Annotated in this window: 14 protein-coding genes; 4 read left to right on the forward strand and 10 right to left on the reverse strand. The window is 60.3% G+C overall.

Annotated features, from left to right (window positions below):
* Window position 1: 1 nt before the first annotated feature.
* From KW846_RS04890 to ppsA, 5 genes are all read right to left on the reverse strand, one after another.
* Window positions 2-250: a hypothetical protein gene (locus KW846_RS04890; protein ID WP_007971509.1), complete on the reverse strand. Its 249-nt coding sequence runs from the start codon at window positions 248-250 to the stop codon at window positions 2-4.
* Window positions 251-312: 62 nt separating this feature from the next.
* Window positions 313-1,308, reverse strand: a complete 996-nt coding sequence (locus KW846_RS04895; protein WP_218481505.1) for a zinc transporter ZntB — start codon at window positions 1,306-1,308, stop codon at window positions 313-315.
* Between the two features lie 27 nt (window positions 1,309-1,335).
* Window positions 1,336-1,824, reverse strand: a complete 489-nt coding sequence (gene rraA / locus KW846_RS04900) for a ribonuclease E activity regulator RraA (protein ID WP_173900792.1) — start codon at window positions 1,822-1,824, stop codon at window positions 1,336-1,338.
* A 140-nt stretch (window positions 1,825-1,964) separates the two neighbouring features.
* Window positions 1,965-2,954: an alpha/beta fold hydrolase gene (locus KW846_RS04905; RefSeq protein WP_218481506.1), complete on the reverse strand. Its 990-nt coding sequence runs from the start codon at window positions 2,952-2,954 to the stop codon at window positions 1,965-1,967.
* A gap of 201 nt (window positions 2,955-3,155) precedes the next feature.
* Window positions 3,156-5,531: a phosphoenolpyruvate synthase gene (gene ppsA, locus KW846_RS04910; protein WP_218481507.1), complete on the reverse strand. Its 2,376-nt coding sequence runs from the start codon at window positions 5,529-5,531 to the stop codon at window positions 3,156-3,158.
* Window positions 5,532-5,705: 174 nt separating this feature from the next.
* Here ppsA and KW846_RS04915 point away from each other — a divergent pair, with 174 nt between their 5' ends.
* Window positions 5,706-6,524 (forward strand): pyruvate, water dikinase regulatory protein, encoded by an 819-nt coding sequence (locus KW846_RS04915; RefSeq protein ID WP_007971527.1) that lies wholly within the window; start codon window positions 5,706-5,708, stop codon window positions 6,522-6,524.
* Between the two features lie 193 nt (window positions 6,525-6,717).
* Here KW846_RS04915 and prpF read toward each other — a convergent pair whose 3' ends face one another.
* The 5 genes from prpF to KW846_RS04940 all read right to left on the reverse strand — a co-directional run bounded on the left by prpF (window position 6,718) and on the right by KW846_RS04940 (window position 13,667).
* Window positions 6,718-7,920: a 2-methylaconitate cis-trans isomerase PrpF gene (gene prpF / locus KW846_RS04920; protein WP_007971529.1), complete on the reverse strand. Its 1,203-nt coding sequence runs from the start codon at window positions 7,918-7,920 to the stop codon at window positions 6,718-6,720.
* 66 nt (window positions 7,921-7,986) lie between these two features.
* Entirely contained in the window at window positions 7,987-10,581 is a 2,595-nt protein-coding gene (gene acnD, locus KW846_RS04925) for a Fe/S-dependent 2-methylisocitrate dehydratase AcnD (protein WP_218481508.1), read from the reverse strand.
* A 187-nt stretch (window positions 10,582-10,768) separates the two neighbouring features.
* Window positions 10,769-11,896, reverse strand: coding sequence for a 2-methylcitrate synthase (gene prpC, locus KW846_RS04930; RefSeq protein ID WP_007971533.1), 1,128 nt, complete (start codon window positions 11,894-11,896; stop codon window positions 10,769-10,771).
* A gap of 164 nt (window positions 11,897-12,060) precedes the next feature.
* On the reverse strand, window positions 12,061-12,951 hold the full coding sequence (gene prpB, locus KW846_RS04935) for a methylisocitrate lyase (protein WP_046816178.1): 891 nt from the start codon (window positions 12,949-12,951) through the stop codon (window positions 12,061-12,063).
* The gene (locus KW846_RS04940) at window positions 12,948-13,667 is read right to left on the reverse strand and encodes a GntR family transcriptional regulator (RefSeq protein WP_007971537.1); all 720 of its coding nucleotides are present in this window, start codon (window positions 13,665-13,667) and stop codon (window positions 12,948-12,950) included. Before KW846_RS04940 ends, prpB begins: the two co-directional genes overlap by 4 nt.
* Before the next feature lie 297 nt (window positions 13,668-13,964).
* Here KW846_RS04940 and KW846_RS04945 point away from each other — a divergent pair, with 297 nt between their 5' ends.
* Genes KW846_RS04945 through KW846_RS04955 form a run of 3 tightly spaced genes read left to right on the forward strand, consistent with a single transcriptional unit; the run spans window position 13,965 to window position 17,028 of the window.
* Window positions 13,965-14,501: an ATP-dependent zinc protease gene (locus tag KW846_RS04945; protein ID WP_085716837.1), complete on the forward strand. Its 537-nt coding sequence runs from the start codon at window positions 13,965-13,967 to the stop codon at window positions 14,499-14,501.
* Window positions 14,502-14,506: 5 nt separating this feature from the next.
* Window positions 14,507-16,042 (forward strand): inactive transglutaminase family protein, encoded by a 1,536-nt coding sequence (locus KW846_RS04950; RefSeq protein ID WP_218481509.1) that lies wholly within the window; start codon window positions 14,507-14,509, stop codon window positions 16,040-16,042.
* On the forward strand, window positions 16,042-17,028 hold the full coding sequence (locus KW846_RS04955; protein WP_007971543.1) for an alpha-L-glutamate ligase-like protein: 987 nt from the start codon (window positions 16,042-16,044) through the stop codon (window positions 17,026-17,028). Before KW846_RS04950 ends, KW846_RS04955 begins: the two co-directional genes overlap by 1 nt.
* Window positions 17,029-17,054: the final 26 nt, after the last annotated feature.

The following is a 17,054-nucleotide window of genomic DNA, read 5'->3' on the forward strand; positions in this document are numbered from 1 at the left end:
TTCAATCAGCCTTATCAGCAGTGCGGGCAGCAGGTTTACGAAGACGGGATACCGGCGAGACATGGGCCGATCCGTTATTCAGGGCAATCATCAGTGCGGGCAACCAGCGCCCCAGCAGACTGAACAAATCACCGGCGCCGACCTGGCGGTTGGCGGTTTTCAGTACACGCCCCAGACACGCATCGTCGTCCCGGGTGGACGGTGAGGCGTTGAGCATGTCGCGCAAAGACTGTTCAAACGGATCGTGCATACGCACCTCTCGTGATGTCTGTGGGAGACGCGGTCAGTTTTGGTCGGGTCACATGCTTTCCCTCAGACCCAGCGCAAACGTCGGAATAACCACCATTGCCCCAGCGCCACCGAGACCATCATCAGGCAGGCGATCAGAAAGCCGTAAGGGCTGGCAGAGAATGGAATGCCACCGACGTTGATCCCCAAAAGCCCGGTCAGAAAACTCATCGGCAAAAAGATCCCGGTGATGATCCCGAAGCGATACATCGTGCGGTTCATGCGCACGCTCAAGCGACGGTCTTCAGCCTCCAGGACCAGCCCCACCCGCTCCCGGGTCAGTTCCAGCTCCTCGAGGTAGCGGGTCAGGCTGTTGTTCAATTCGTTCCAGTAATCACCATCGTCCTCGACGAACCAGGGCAATCTGATCCGCGTCAACTGACCGAAAATATCCCGCTGCGGAGCGAGAAAACGCTTCAGCGCGGCAGCCCTGCGACGGATCTGCAATACGGCGCCGTGTTCCGGTGCATACCGTTCGTCGGCATCGAGCTTTTCTTCTTCCTCATCGACCACTTCCGAGAGGTCGCTGACCAGATCCTGCACCTTGTTGGTGAGGTACTGCGCCATATACAGGATGAGTTCCGAGGCGGTTTTCGGCCCCTTGCCATCGGCCAGCTGCACCAGCAGCTCTTCAGTGGCGCGCAACGGACGCAAACGCAGGGAGATGACACGCTGGGCAGAACCGAAGATCCGCACCGACACCATGTCTTCCGGCTCGGCACCGGGGTTCAGATTGACCCCGCGCAAAAATAGCAGCAGTTCGCTGTCCGAAAGCTGTAAAAGTCGCGGACGGGTGTTTTCTTCGAGTAACAGGTCACAGCTGAATTCGCTCAGACCGCTGGATTTGCGTAGCCAGGTCTGGGTTTGCGGATGACTGCGATCCCAGTGCAACCACAGGCTTTCATGGGCCTGCAGCTGCAAGTCGTCAAGTTCAGTCCGGGCAATCGAACGCGCACCGCCTCTACCGTCCAGCACCAGGGCATGCACCAGCCCCCATTGCGCGTTTTCTTCCTCGAACATCCGCACTCCTCTGGTCTGCAGCCGTTTTTATTCAGGCATTTTCAGCGGGCTTGGCGAGATGATCACGCCGTTGTTGTCCGCATAGATGTAATGGCCCGGATGGAAGGTCACGCCAGCAAAGGTCACGGCAACGTTGAGATCGCCGATACCGCGCTTGTCGGTTTTCATCGGGTGGCTGGCCAGCGCCTGAACCCCCAGATCGGTTTGCGCGATGACGTCGACGTCACGGATGCATCCATAGATCACCAGGCCTTCCCAGCCATTGCTGGAGGCCTTCTCGGCGAGCATGTCACCCAGCAGCGCGCGGCGCAGGGAACCGCCACCATCGACCACCAGAACCTTGCCATTGCCCTTGAGCTCGACTTGCTCCTTGACCAGCGAGTTGTCTTCGAAGCACTTGATGGTCACGATTTCGCCACCGAAGGAATCACGGCCGCCGAAATTGCTGAACATCGGTTCCAGCACCTGCACCAGTTCCGGATAGGCGTCGCACAGGTCAGGCGTGAGGTAATGGATCATCGAGAAACTCCTGTAAAGAGGAAGACAGCACAAACATCAGTGATGACTCAGTCACGCAAAGTGACCAGAACAGCTCAATGCGTCATATCTTAGCCGCAAGCCGACCGGAGCGAAATGCCCTTGTTAGAGCATCAGGCTCAAACCGCCGCGGCCAAATCCCCTTGCCCACCCAACAAGGGTGTCTGCTGATCCGCCAGCCAGCGGGTCACCAACGGCCAGACTTCGGCCTGGGCAGCTTTGCTGACGAGCATTTCAACGTGACCGAAATTGTCGTTGAAACCCTGGTCACGACCCAGATTGATAAATTGCTTGTGCTCGGAACCGAACTGCTCGAACAGTTTGCGGCACGCCCACGCCGGGTCCTGATGATCACCCGCTGCACTCACGGCGAGCACCGGCAACCTGACCTCGGCCAAACCGGCCCACCAGTCTTTATCGGCATCGCCAAAACGCCCGAACAAACCGAACCATCGCATGCTTTCCAGGGCCAGGCCGATCGGCTCGTCCTCCGGACCACGCTTGAGCCTTGCGCCGGACAACTGGGCAAAACGCTTGAGAATGAAGCGACTGCTCCACTCCACCGGCGGAATCTTCAATGGCCAGTAGGTGCGACTGACTTGTGTACCGAAAAAAGCCGCCGAGGCCACCACCGGCTCACCGATGTACTCGCCACCCAGCGCTGCGGCCAGTGTAGTACCGCCCAGCGAGTGACCGATCCAGTGCGGCACCTGCCCGCTCTGTTCACGCACGAACGCGCCAATGGCCGGCAGGTCATAGCGTGCGTAGTCGGCGACCCGGTTCTTGCGGTAGTCGTGGTTGCGCTGGGACAGGCCATGGCCGCGCATTTCCGGAATCCAGACGTCGAACCCCAGGCGCGCCAGATAGGCGCCCAGCCCCAGGCCCTTGGGAGAGAACCAGAACCGGCGATTGGAAAAGCTGCCGTGCAGCAGGATTACCGGCACACCACGGGATGACGGCTCATCGGCCATGCCAAGGCGTGTCACAGCCAGTTCGACGGTGAAGTCGGGGCTGTTACCGGGTTTCAAACGATACACATCTTCGCTCAGATCGCCGCGCCGTTCGGCGCTGATCAGGGCGACAGGAAATAGGTTGCTGCTGCTTTGCATAATCTCTTGCACAAAAAAGGGCGGCATCCGGAGGAGCCCGCCCTGCTTGAATCTCTAAAAGACCGCTCCCCTGTAGGAGCGAGCTTGCTCGCGAAAAACTTCAGGACACCGCGTTTATCCAGGATAAACGCGTGATCGTTGACGTCCATCGCGAGCAGGCTCGCTCCTACAAAGGCATGTGAGCGGCCCGTTCACATGGGGTCAAGCCTGCGCCTGCCCCTCTGCCAGGAAGAACCAGGTCTCCAGTACGGAGTCCGGGTTCAACGAAACGCTTTCAATGCCCTGCTCCATCAGCCACTTGGCCAGGTCCGGGTGGTCCGAAGGACCCTGACCGCAGATGCCGATGTACTTGCCGGCCTTGTTGCAGGCGGCAATGGCGTTGGCCAGCAGCTTCTTGACCGCCGGATTACGCTCGTCGAACAGGTGCGCGATGATACCGGAATCGCGGTCCAGGCCCAGGGTCAGCTGAGTCAGGTCGTTGGAACCGATGGAGAAACCGTCGAAGAACTCGAGGAATTCTTCAGCCAGGATGGCGTTGGATGGCAGTTCGCACATCATGATCACGCGCAGGCCGTTATCACCGCGGGCCAGACCGTTTTCCGCCAGCAGATCCACCACCTGGCTCGCTTCACCCAGGGTACGAACGAACGGCACCATGATTTCGACGTTGGTCAGGCCCATCTCGTTGCGCACGCGCTTGAGGGCGCGGCATTCGAGTTCGAAGCAGTCGCGGAACGATTCGCTGATGTAACGCGAAGCACCGCGGAAGCCCAGCATCGGGTTCTCTTCTTCCGGCTCGTACAGCTTGCCGCCGATCAGGTTGGCGTATTCGTTGGACTTGAAGTCCGACAGACGCACGATGACCTTCTTCGGCCAGAACGCAGCCGCCAGGGTGCTGATGCCTTCGACCAGTTTCTCGACGTAGAAGCCGACCGGGTCGTTGTAACCGGCGATGCGCTTGTCGACGCTTTCCTTGATGTCCAGCGGCAGACCGTCGTAGTTCAACAGTGCTTTAGGGTGCACGCCGATCATGCGGTTGATGATGAACTCCAGGCGGGCCAGGCCCACACCGGCGTTCGGCAGTTGAGCGAAGTCGAAGGCGCGGTCCGGGTTGCCGACGTTCATCATGATCTTGAACGGCAGCTCCGGCATGGCATCCACGGAGTTCTTCTTGATGTCGAAGCCCAGTTCGCCTTCGAAGATGAAACCGGTGTCGCCTTCAGCGCAGGAAACGGTCACGCCCTGGCCGTCTTTCAACAGCTGGGTGGCGTTGCCGCAACCGACTACCGCTGGGATGCCCAGCTCACGGGCGATGATCGCCGCGTGGCAAGTACGACCGCCACGGTTGGTGACGATGGCACTGGCGCGCTTCATGACCGGTTCCCAGTCCGGGTCGGTCATGTCGGACACCAGTACGTCGCCTGGCTGGACCTTGTCCATCTCGGACACGTCCTTGATGATGCGGACCTTGCCGGCACCGATGCGCTGGCCGATGGCGCGACCTTCAACCAGCACGGTACCGGTTTCTTTCAACAGGTAACGTTCCATGACGTTGGCCTGGGTGCGGCTCTTCACGGTTTCCGGACGGGCCTGCACGATGTACAGCTTGCCGTCGTCACCGTCCTTGGCCCACTCGATGTCCATCGGGCACTGGTAGTGCTTCTCGATGATCATCGCCTGCTTGGCCAGCTCGCTGACTTCAGCGTCGGTCAGGCAGAAACGTGCGCGCTCGGCCTTGTCCACGTCGACGGTCTTGACCGAACGACCGGCCTTGGCCTCGTCGCCGTAGATCATCTTGATGGCCTTGCTGCCCAGGTTGCGGCGCAGGATGGCCGGACGACCGGCGGCCAGCGTACCCTTGTGGACGTAGAACTCATCCGGGTTCACCGCGCCTTGAACGACGGTTTCACCCAGGCCGTAGGCGCCGGTGATGAATACCACGTCACGGAAGCCCGATTCGGTATCGAGGGTGAACATTACGCCGGCGGTGCCGGTTTCGGAGCGGACCATGCGCTGCACGCCGGCCGACAGGGCAACCAGCTTGTGGTCGAAGCCCTGGTGCACGCGGTAGGAAATGGCACGGTCGTTGAACAGCGAGGCGAACACCTCTTTGGCGGCGCGAATGACGTTATCGACACCACGGATGTTCAGGAAGGTTTCCTGCTGACCGGCGAAGGAAGCGTCCGGCAGGTCTTCGGCGGTAGCGGAAGAACGCACGGCCACGGCCACGTCAGGATTGCCGGCGGACAGCGTGGCGAACGCGGTACGGATTTCGGCATTCAGTTTTTCAGGGAACTCGGCTTCCATGATCCATTGACGGATCTGGGCACCGGTCTTGGCCAGGGCATTCACGTCATCGACGTCCAGGGCATCGAGTGCGTCGTGAATCTGCTGATTCAGGCCGCTCAACTCCAGGAAATCACGATAAGCCTGAGCGGTCGTGGCGAAGCCGCCGGGCACCGATACACCGGCACCTGCAAGGTTGCTGATCATCTCGCCCAGGGATGCGTTCTTGCCCCCCACATGCTCAACATCGTGTTTGCCGAGCTTATCGAGGGAAACTACGTACTCTACCAAGGTGATCTCTCCACTAACTGTGTTGGAAAAGCTCAGAAACCGGCTGCTTAAGTGAGCATTTGCCGGCTATATGGCCTGGACCTGGAAAATAAGTGAGAATGCGGGCCATTGGCGGCCGGCAAATCGCGCCTATCATATCCAAGATTCGTTACTAGCTTAAGGCCCAAGGTGCAAATGAAACGATCTGCTTTCTTTATCTCCGATGGTACCGGCATTACCGCCGAAACCCTGGGTCAAAGCCTTCTGGCGCAGTTCGAAAACATTACCTTCAGCAAGGTCACGCGGCCGTACATCGACAACGTGGACAAAGCGCGGGCCATGGTACAACAAATCAACAAAGCCGCCGAAACCGACGGTTTCCGTCCGATTATCTTCGACACCATCGTCAATCAGGACATTCGTGAGATTCTCGCCACCTCGAATGGTTTCATGATCGACATTTTCTCGACGTTCCTGGCACCGCTTGAACAGGAACTGACCGAGCATTCTTCCTACACCGTCGGCAAGTCCCACTCCATCGGCGCCAACACCAATTACATGGAGCGTATCGAGGCCGTTAACTTCGCCCTCGACAACGACGACGGCGCCCGCACGCACTATTACGACAAGGCCGACCTGATACTAGTGGGTGTGTCGCGATGTGGTAAGACGCCGACGTGCCTGTACATGGCGATGCAGTTCGGTATCCGCGCGGCCAACTATCCGCTGACCGAAGACGACATGGAACGCCTGCAACTGCCAAACGCCCTGCGCGCCCACCAGCACAAGCTGTTCGGCCTGACCATCGACCCGGACCGCCTCACCGCGATTCGCAACGAGCGCAAGCCCAACAGCCGCTATTCGAGCTACGCCCAGTGCGAGTTCGAGGTGCGCGAGGTCGAGAACCTGTTCCGCCGCGAAAACATTCCGCACATCAACTCCACGCATTTTTCCGTGGAAGAGATCTCCGCGAAGATTCTCGTGGAGAAAGGTGTGGAGCGGCGTTTCAAGTAAAGCTCCCGGGTAGGCCCGGCCCTATCGCGAGCAAGCTCGCTCCCACATTTGATCTTTGTACACCGTCGATCCAGTGTGGGAGCGGGCTTGCTCGCGAAGGCGGAGTGTCAGTCGACATCAACATTGCCTGACACTCCGCTTTCGTCGGAACGCCGCCCGGAGCAAGCCCGCTCCCACAGGGTTTTGGGTGATCTTAGAAAGAGTCGCCCGGCACCCGCACAAACCCTTCCATCAACACCCGCGCACTGCGGCTCATGATCGCCTTGTTCACGGTCCATTCACCATTGACCAGGCTGGCCTCGGCGCCGACGCGCAGGGTGCCGGACGGGTGTCCGAAGCGCACCGCGTTGCGTTCGATACCGCCTGCCGCGAGGTTCACCAGGGTGCCGGAAATCGCTGCAGCCGTACCGATCGCCACGGCCGCCGTGCCCATCATTGCGTGGTGCAACTTGCCCATGGACAACGCACGCACCAGTAGATCGACATCGCCTGCGGCAATCGCCTTGCCGCTGGACGCCACGTAGTCCGCCGGCTTGGCCACGAAAGCGACTTTCGGCGTGTGCTGACGCTTGGCCGCTTCGTCGATGTTGGCAATCAGGCCCATGCGCAATGCGCCGTAGGCACGGATGGTCTCGAACATCAGCAAGGCTTTCGGGTCGCCGTTGATAGCGCCCTGCAACTCGGTGCCCTTGTAGCCGATGTCTTCGGCATTGACGAAAATCGTCGGGATGCCGGCGTTGATCATGGTCGCCTTGAAGGTGCCGACGCCGGGCACTTCCAGGTCATCGACCAGGTTGCCGGTGGGGAACATCGAACCGCCGCCGCCCTCTTCTTCCGCTGCCGGATCGAGAAACTCGATCTGCACTTCGGCCGCCGGGAAGGTCACGCCGTCGAGTTCGAAATCGCCGGTCTCCTGCACTTCACCATCGGTGATCGGCACGTGGGCGATGATGGTCTTGCCAATGTTGGCCTGCCACACACGAACCACGGCTACGCCGTTATGCGGGATACGGCTGGCGTCCACCAGGCCGTTGCTGACCGCGAACGAACCGACCGCCGCCGACAGATTGCCGCAGTTGCCGCTCCAGTCGACGAAGGGCTTATCGATGGACACCTGACCGAACAGGTAATCGACGTCGTGATCGGCCTTGGTGCTTTTCGACAGGATCACGGTTTTGCTGGTGCTGGAGGTTGCGCCGCCCATGCCGTCGATTTGTTTGTCGTACGGGTCGGGGCTGCCGATCACGCGCAGCAGCAATGCGTCGCGGGCCGGGCCCGGGACCTGCGCCGCTTCAGGCAGGTCCTTGAGACTGAAGAACACGCCTTTGCTGGTGCCGCCGCGCATGTAAGTGGCGGGTATCCTTATTTGCTTTGGAAACGTAGCTGCGTGAGCCATGGTGCTCGTTACTCCTGATCTGAAAGCAGACACGGGACTTGAAGTCCCGTGTCTGTATTGCGTGCGTTAAACGGCAACCGCCGACTCTTCGAGGAAGTCCTGGGCGAAGCGTTGCAGCACGCCGCCGGCCTCGTAGATCGACACTTCTTCGGCGGTGTCGAGGCGGCAGGTCACCGGCACATCGACGCGCTCGCCGTTCTTGCGATGGATCACCAGCGTCAGCTCGGTGCGCGGCGTGCGATCACCGATCACGTCGTAGGTTTCGCTGCCGTCGATGGCCAGGGTGTGGCGGTTGGTGCCTGGCTTGAACTCCAGCGGCAACACGCCCATGCCCACCAGGTTGGTGCGGTGAATGCGCTCGAAACCTTCGGCGGCAATCGCCTCTACACCCGCCAGACGCACGCCCTTGGCCGCCCAGTCGCGGGACGAACCCTGACCGTAGTCGGCACCGGCGATGATGATCAGCGGCTGCTTGCGATCCATGTAGGTTTCGATGGCTTCCCACATGCGCATCACTTTGCCTTCCGGCTCGACACGGGCCAGCGAGCCCTGCTTGACCTTGCCGTTTTCCAGAACCATTTCGTTGAACAGTTTCGGGTTGGCGAAGGTGGCGCGCTGCGCCGTCAGGTGGTCACCGCGGTGAGTCGCGTAAGAGTTGAAGTCCTCTTCCGGCAGGCCCATTTTCGCCAGGTATTCGCCGGCGGCGCTGTCCATCATGATCGCGTTGGATGGCGACAGGTGATCGGTGGTGATGTTGTCCGGCAGCACCGCCAGCGGGCGCATGCCCTTGAGCGGACGAGCACCGGCCAGCGCGCCGTCCCAGTACGGCGGACGACGGATGTAGGTACTCATTTCGCGCCACTCGTACAGCGGCGCGACTTTCGGGCCGGTGTCTTCGTGGATGGCGAACATCGGAATGTACACCTGGCGGAACTGCTCCGGTTTCACCGACGCCTTGACCACCGCGTCGATTTCTTCGTCGCTTGGCCAGATGTCTTTCAGACGGATTTCCTTGCCATCCACCACGCCCAGCACGTCTTTTTCGATGTCGAAACGGATGGTGCCGGCAATCGCATACGCAACCACCAAGGGCGGCGACGCGAGGAACGCTTGCTTGGCGTACGGGTGAATCCGGCCGTCGAAGTTACGGTTGCCGGACAATACCGCAGTGGCGTACAGGTCGCGGTCGATGATCTCTTGCTGGATCACCGGGTCCAGTGCGCCGGACATGCCGTTGCACGTGGTGCAGGCGAAAGCCACGACACCGAAGCCGAGCTTGTCCAGCTCTTCGGTCAGGCCAGCTTCATCGAGGTACAGCGCCACGGTTTTGGAACCCGGTGCCAGGGACGACTTGACCCAAGGCTTGCGGGTCAGGCCGAGCTTGTTCGCGTTGCGCGCCAGCAGGCCGGCGGCGATCACGTTGCGCGGGTTGCTGGTGTTGGTGCAGCTGGTGATGGCGGCGATGATCACCGCGCCGTCCGGCATTTGCCCCGGCACATCGTCCCACTGACCGGAGATGCCTTTGGCGGCCAGATCCGAAACCGCCACACGGGCGTGCGGGTTGCTCGGGCCGGCCATGTTGCGCACGACCGAAGACAGGTCGAAAGTCAGGCCGCGCTCGTACTGGGCACCTTTGAGGCTGTCAGCCCACAGGCCGACCTGCTTGGCGTAGTTCTCGACCAACTGCACCTGATCGTCTTCACGGCCAGTGAGCTTGAGGTAGTCGATGGTCTGCTGGTCGATGTAGAACATCGCCGCGGTGGCGCCGTATTCCGGGGCCATGTTGGAGATGGTTGCGCGGTCGCCGAGGGTCAGGGCAGAGGCGCCTTCGCCGAAGAACTCCAGCCATGCACCAACGACTTTCTGCTTGCGCAGGAACTCGGTCAGCGCCAGCACCATGTCGGTGGCGGTGATGCCCGGTTGCAGCTTGCCGGTCAGTTCGACGCCAACACTTTCCGGCAGACGCATCCAGGATGCGCGGCCGAGCATCACGCTTTCGGCTTCGAGACCACCGACACCGATGGCGATCACGCCCAGCGCATCGACGTGCGGGGTGTGGCTGTCGGTACCGACGCAGGTATCAGGGAAGGCCACACCGTCACGCACCTGGATCACCGGAGACATTTTCTCCAGGTTGATCTGGTGCATGATGCCGTTGCCCGGCGGGATCACGTCGACGTTCTTGAACGCCTTCTTGGTCCAGTTGATGAAATGGAAGCGGTCTTCGTTGCGACGGTCTTCGATGGCGCGGTTCTTCTCGAACGCGTCCGGATCAAAGCCACCACGCTCGACGGCCAGGGAGTGGTCGACGATCAGTTGGGTCGGCACCACCGGGTTGACTTGCGCCGGGTCACCGCCTTGCAGGGCGATGGCGTCACGCAGGCCGGCGAGGTCGACCAGCGCGGTCTGGCCGAGAATGTCGTGGCACACCACGCGGGCCGGGAACCACGGGAAATCGAGGTCGCGCTTGCGCTCGATGAATTGCTTCAGGGATTCGGTGAGCGTGGCCGGGTCGCAGCGACGCACAAGGTTTTCCGCCAGCACACGGGAGGTGTACGGCAGGGTGTCGTAGGCGCCAGGCTGGATCGCCTCGACCGCTGCGCGGACATCGAAGTAATCCAGGTGGGTGCCAGGCAGCGGTTTACGGAATTGTGTGTTCATCGTCAGGACTCGGTCACGGTAGTTACAAAAGGTGGGGCCTGGCACAGTTTCCGAGTTGAGCACGGACCTCTGTAGGAGCTGCCGCAGGCTGCGATCTTTTGATCTTCAAAAAGCAAAGATCGCAGCCTGCGGCAGCTCCTACAGGGTCACCGGTTCATTCAGTGACCTGTGCAGGCATTTCCACCATTCAGCGCTGTTCGATTGGCACGAACTTGCGCTGTTCAACGCCGGTGTATTCGGCGCTTGGACGGATGATGCGGTTGTTGGCCCGTTGTTCGTACACGTGTGCAGCCCAGCCGGTCAGGCGCGAGCAGACGAAGATCGGTGTGAACAACTTGGTCGGGATGCCCATGAAGTGGTACGCCGAGGCATGGTAGAAGTCGGCGTTCGGGAACAGCTTCTTCTGCTCCCACATGGTCTTGTCGATGGCTTCGGAGACCGGGAACAACACCTTGTCACCCACTTCGTCGGCGAGTTTTTTCGACCAGCCCTTGATCACCTCGTTGCGCGGATCGTTGTCCTTATAGATCGCGTGGCCGAAGCCCATGATCTTGTCCTTGCGCTCGAGCATGCCGAGGGTGCCCTTGATCGCGTCTTCCGGCGACGAGAAACGCTCGATCATTTCCATCGCCGCTTCGTTGGCGCCGCCATGCAGCGGGCCGCGCAGCGAGCCGATGGCCGCGGTGATGCACGAATACAGGTCGGACAGGGTCGATGCGCAAACACGTGCGGTGAAAGTCGACGCGTTGAACTCGTGCTCCGCGTAGAGGATCAGCGAAACGTTCATCACCTTGACGTGCAGCTCGCTTGGTTTCTTGCCGTGCAGCAGGTGCAGGAAGTGGCCGCCGATGGACTGCTCGTCGCTGACGCAATCGATTCGCTTGCCTTCGTGGCTGAAGCGATACCAGTAAGTCATGATCGCCGGGAACGCAGCCAACAGGCGGTCGGTCTTGTCGTGTTGCTCGGAGAAATTGTTCTCCGGCTCCAGGTTGCCCAGGAACGAGCAGCCCGTGCGCATCACGTCCATCGGGTGGGCGTCGGCGGGGATGCGCTCGAGCACTTCTTTCAGCGCTTGCGGAAGGTCACGCAGCTTGCTCAGCTTGGCGATGTAGGCGTTCAGTTGCGCCTTGCTCGGCAGTTCGCCGTACAGCAGCAGGTAGGCAACTTCTTCGAACTGTGCGTCAGCCGCCAGTTCACGTACGTCATAACCACGATAGGTCAGACCCGCACCCGACTGGCCCACGGTGGACAGTGCGGTTTGCCCGGCTACCTGGCCACGGAGCCCGGCGCCACTGAGTACTTTTGCTTCGGCCATTGCTGTCTCCAATTTTTTTGAAATTTTTTGGGGAAACTCATTGCTCTTCTGTGGGAGCGAGCCTGCTCGCGATGGTGGACGGCACACCGCGGGGTATCAGGCTTCCCGCGTCATCGTTGACGTCTATCGCGAGCAGGCTCGCTCCTACAGGTACAGGGTGTTCATTACTTCTTCGCGGCAAACAACGCATCGAGCTTCTGCTCGAAGGTGTGGTAGTCGATGCGATCGTAAAGCTCCATACGAGTCTGCATGGTGTCGATGACATTCGCTTGCGTGCCATCGCGGCGCAGTGCGGTGTAGACGTTTTCCGCGGCCTTGTTCATGGCGCGAAAGGCCGACAGCGGGTACAGCACCAGCGACACGTCGACAGCGGCGAGTTGCTCGGTGGTGTACAGCGGGGTCGCGCCGAATTCGGTGATGTTGGCCAGGATCGGCGCTTTCACGCGGCTGGCGAACAGCTTGTACATCTCAAGTTCAGTGATGGCTTCCGGGAAAATCATGTCGGCGCCGGCTTCGATGCAGGCAGCGGCGCGATCCAGGGCAGACTCCAGGCCTTCCACCGCCAGGGCGTCGGTACGGGCCATGATCACGAAGCTGTCGTCGGTACGGGCATCGACGGCGGCCTTGATGCGGTCGACCATTTCCTGCTGGGTCACGATCTCTTTATTAGGACGGTGGCCGCAGCGCTTGGCGCCAACCTGGTCTTCGATGTGAATCGCCGCCGCGCCAAACTTGATCATCGACTTGACGGTACGAGCGACGTTGAACGCCGAGGAACCGAAACCGGTGTCCACGTCCACCAGCAATGGCAGATCGCAGACGTCGGTGATACGGCGCACGTCGGTCAGCACGTCATCCAGGCCGGTGATGCCCAGGTCAGGCAAGCCGAGGGAGCCGGCAGCCACCCCGCCACCCGACAGGTAGATCGCCTTGAAACCGGCGCGCTTGGCCAGCAGCGCATGGTTGGCATTGATTGCGCCGACCACTTGCAGTGGATGTTCGCTGGCGACCGCATCGCGGAAACGCTGGCCTGGTGTGCTCTTGTTCAAACTCATGACTCACCTCGTTTGGCTGTCGGGTTGACGCCGTCCTGGTAATGACGGGCGATATTGCGTTTGGAGGCGCCGATGTGACGGCGCATCAACAACTCGGCCAGCTCACCGTCACGGTCGGCGATGGCATCGAGAATGCGGTGGTGCTCGGCGAACGCCTGGTGCGGGCGATTGGGCGTGGTGGAAAACTGGATGCGGTACATGCGCACCAATTGATACAGCTCGCCGCAGAGCATTTGGGTCAGCGTGCGGTTGCCGCTGCCCTGGATGATTCGGTAATGGAAGTCGAAATCGCCTTCCTGCTGGTAGTAGCCCCGACCTGCCTGGAATGCCTCATCGCGCTCATGGGTTTCCAGCACCCGACGCAGCTCGTCGATTTCTTCGAGGCTCATGCGCTCGGCAGCCAGGCGACAGGCCATGCCTTCGAGGGATTCACGGATTTCATAAAGCTCAAGCAGCTCGGCATGATTGAGCGACACCACCCGCGCCCCGACATGCGGCACGCGTACCAGCAGGCGCTGGCCTTCCAGGCGATGGATGGCCTCGCGCAACGGGCCACGGCTGATGCCGTAGGTACGCGCCAGCTCCGGTTCGGAGATTTTGCTGCCCGGCGCGATCTCGCCTTTGACGATAGCCGCCTGAATGCGGCGGAAGACGTTCTCGGAAAGTGTCTCCGTATCGTCTTGCGTAGAAACCGGGGGATCGAGTTGATCCAGCATATTGTCGACACCTTGTGAGCCAATGCCGCAAAAACTAACGAATACCAGGACCACAGTCAAAGGTTAAATCGATATTGTCGACAATCTTCTGATAACCGGTTGCACCATAACGAAGCATCCCCACAGGCTCATAGCCACCGGCCAGCGCTGGCGCCATCAAACCACCGTGCTAGAATGCCGCCGCATTTGTTTGTCACATCTGCACTGCCTGTCATAAAAATCTGCCAGGCATACGAGGGAGCTTGCGCAGCGATGCCAGGGCCTTGAATCAAGTCGGACCGCTGCGCACCAGGATTTATGAGACTCAAGCCCTTCCCTGCTTTCCTTTATTTACTTTGCCTGCCCGGGTTCGCCATGGCCGGGGAAAAGACTGTGTATGGCCTCAATGAGTACGCATCGCTCAATGGCATAGACCTGGAAGTGGCGGCCAAACTCGACACCGGGGCGAAAACCGCTTCCTTGAGTGCACGGGACATCAAACGCTTCAAACGCAATGGCGAATCCTGGGTGCGGTTTTACCTGGCCATCGACGCCGCCCATTCGCATCCGATCGAACGCCCGCTGGCCCGTGTCAGCAAGATCAAGCGCCGGGCCGGCGATTACGACCCCGAGGAAGGCAAGAAGTACACCGCCCGCCCCGTAATCGAACTGGACATCTGCATGGGCTCGGCCCTGCGCAGCATCGAAGTGAACCTGACCGACCGTAGCGCGTTCCAATACCCGCTCCTGATTGGCTCCGAAGCGCTCAAGCGTTTCGATGCACTGGTTGACCCCAGCCTTAAATATGCTGCCGGCAAACCCGCCTGCACCACCGACGCTCATACCGCCGAGTAATTCAAATGCGCTCTCTTACCCTTCATCTGAAACTGCTGATCGCCATCCTGGTGGTGTTGGGCATTTCAGTTACGGCCTATCAGATCTTCGTGCTGGGCATCCCGGTGACCGAAGACGCCACTGACGACCTGTGGAACATCGACGCCAAGGTTGAGTTCGTCGCCAGCGCCAAGGATCCGGTCAAGATCCAGATGTTCGTGCCACCGCTGAGCCGCGACTTCGTCAGCCTCAACGAGAGCTTCATCTCCAATAACTACGGCGTGGCCGTGAACCGGGTCGACGGCAACCGCAAGGTCACCTGGTCGGCACGCCGGGCCAAAGGCAATCAGACGCTGTATTACCGCCTGGTGCTGACCAAGCGTTATTCCGGCGAGAAGGCCAAGATCAAAGGCCCGACCTTTCGCGACAGCATCACCATCGAAGGCCCGGAAAAAATCGCCGCCGAAGCCCTGCTCGCACCGATTCGCCAGCACTCGGCCGACGTCGAAACCTTTGTCGGCGAAGCCATCAAGCGGGTCAACAACCTCAACGACGACAACGTGAAACTGTTGCTGGCCGGTGATTCATCCACCGCGCACAAGGCGAAAACCGTCGAGCTGTTGCTGTCCATCGCCCACGTGCCGATCGAGAAGGTCCACACTATCCGCCTGGTGGCCGACCAGCCGCAAACACCGGAACTGTGGCTGCGCAGTTTCAATGGCACCGACTGGTTGTACTTCAACCCGGAAACCGGTGAGCAAGGGCTGCCGACCGACCGCCTGCTATGGTGGACCGGCGACGAAAACCTGATCACCGTCGATGGCGGCAAGAAGGCCAACGTGACCTTCAGCCTGAACAACAGCGAAATGAACGCCATTCGCCTGGCCAAGCTGACCGACGAAAACACCGACGCCAACTTCCTCGAGTACTCGTTGTACGGCCTGCCGCTGCAAACCCAGCAGACCTTCATGATCATGGTCATGATCCCGATCGGCGTACTGGTGATCCTGATCCTGCGCAACCTGATCGGCATCCAGACCCTGGGCACCTTCACCCCGGTGCTGATCGCCCTGGCCTTCCGCGAAACCCAGCTCGGCTTCGGTATCGTGCTGTTTACCATCATCACGGCGCTGGGCCTGTCGCTGCGCTCCTATCTCGAACACCTGAAACTGCAGATGCTGCCGCGGTTGTCGGTGGTACTGACTTTCGTGGTAGTACTGATCGCGGCCATCAGCCTGCTCAGCCATAAACTCGGCCTGGAACGCGGCTTGTCGGTCGCACTGTTCCCGATGGTGATCCTGACCATGACCATCGAACGCCTGTCGATCACCTGGGAAGAGCGCGGCGGTGGCCATGCCATGAAAGTGGCTATCGGCACGCTGTTCGCCGCGTCCCTGGCGCACCTGATCATGACCGTGCCGGAACTGGTGTACTTCGTGTTCACCTTCCCGGCGATCCTGCTGATCCTGGTGGGCTTCATGCTGGCCATGGGTCGTTATCGCGGCTATCGCCTGACCGAACTGGTGCGCTTCAAGGCCTTCCTGAAAAAGGCTGACGCCTGATGTTCGGCTTCTGGAAGACCTGGAAGGCCCTGGAAGCCCGGGGCATCATGGGAATCAATCGGCGCAACGCAGACTACGTGCTCAAGTACAACAAGCGCAGCCTGTACCCGATCGTCGATGACAAGATCATCACCAAGGAACGCGCCATCGCCGCCGGCATCCATGTGCCCGAGCTCTATGGTGTGATTTCCACCGAGAAGGAAATCGACAACCTCGAAGAGATCATCGGTGCACGCAATGACTTCGTGATCAAACCAGCCCAGGGCGCCGGTGGCGATGGCATCCTGGTCATCGCCGACCGCTTCGAAGGGCGTTATCGCACGGTGTCCGGCCGGATCATCAGCCATGAAGAAATCGAGCACCAGATTTCCAGTATCCTGACCGGCCTGTATTCACTGGGCGGTCACCGCGACCGGGCGCTGATCGAATACCGCGTGATTCCGGACCAGATCTTCAAGAGCATCAGCTACGAAGGCGTGCCGGACATCCGCATCATTGTCTTGATGGGTTACCCGGTGATGGCCATGTTGCGTCTGCCGACGCGCCAGTCCAACGGTAAGGCCAACCTGCACCAGGGCGCCATCGGCGTCGGCGTGGACCTGGCCACCGGCCTGACCCTGCGCGGCACCTGGCTGAACAACATCATCAACAAACACCCGGACACCACCAACGCGGTGGATGGCGTGCAACTGCCCTACTGGGACGGTTTCATGAAACTCGCCGCCGGCTGTTATGAGTTGTGCGGACTGGGCTACATCGGTGTCGACATGGTCCTGGACCAGGAAAAAGGCCCGCTGATCCTTGAGCTCAACGCCCGGCCGGGGCTGAATATCCAGATTGCCAATGACTGCGGGCTGACGTTGCGTACTCATGCGGTGGAAGCACGACTGGAAGACCTGAAGGCTCGTGGCGCGACCGAAACGGTCGAAGAGCGCGTGGCGTTTGTGCAAGAGATGTTCGGGCATATTCCTGCGGTCGAGGGTTGATCGTCGCCCTGTAGGAGCTGTCGAGT

The sequence above is a fragment of the Pseudomonas sp. PDM32 genome (genome assembly GCF_019219225.1).
GTDB lineage: Bacteria > Pseudomonadota > Gammaproteobacteria > Pseudomonadales > Pseudomonadaceae > Aquipseudomonas > Aquipseudomonas laurylsulfatiphila.

Bases quoted from the DNA above. Each gene is read 5' to 3' on its own strand.
- KW846_RS04890 (WP_007971509.1), bottom strand. From the start codon at position 250: ATGCACGATCCGTTTGAACAGTCTTTGCGCGACATGCTCAACGCCTCA.
- KW846_RS04895 (WP_218481505.1), bottom strand. From the start codon at position 1,308: ATGTTCGAGGAAGAAAACGCGCAATGGGGGCTGGTGCATGCCCTGGTG.
- KW846_RS04905 (WP_218481506.1), bottom strand. From the start codon at position 2,954: ATGCAAAGCAGCAGCAACCTATTTCCTGTCGCCCTGATCAGCGCCGAA.
- KW846_RS04915 (WP_007971527.1), top strand. From the start codon at position 5,706: ATGAAACGATCTGCTTTCTTTATCTCCGATGGTACCGGCATTACCGCC.
- prpF (WP_007971529.1), bottom strand. From the start codon at position 7,920: ATGGCTCACGCAGCTACGTTTCCAAAGCAAATAAGGATACCCGCCACT.
- acnD (WP_218481508.1), bottom strand. From the start codon at position 10,581: ATGAACACACAATTCCGTAAACCGCTGCCTGGCACCCACCTGGATTAC.
- prpC (WP_007971533.1), bottom strand. From the start codon at position 11,896: ATGGCCGAAGCAAAAGTACTCAGTGGCGCCGGGCTCCGTGGCCAGGTA.
- prpB (WP_046816178.1), bottom strand. From the start codon at position 12,951: ATGAGTTTGAACAAGAGCACACCAGGCCAGCGTTTCCGCGATGCGGTC.
- KW846_RS04940 (WP_007971537.1), bottom strand. From the start codon at position 13,667: ATGCTGGATCAACTCGATCCCCCGGTTTCTACGCAAGACGATACGGAG.
- KW846_RS04945 (WP_085716837.1), top strand. From the start codon at position 13,965: ATGAGACTCAAGCCCTTCCCTGCTTTCCTTTATTTACTTTGCCTGCCC.
- KW846_RS04950 (WP_218481509.1), top strand. From the start codon at position 14,507: ATGCGCTCTCTTACCCTTCATCTGAAACTGCTGATCGCCATCCTGGTG.
- KW846_RS04955 (WP_007971543.1), top strand. From the start codon at position 16,042: ATGTTCGGCTTCTGGAAGACCTGGAAGGCCCTGGAAGCCCGGGGCATC.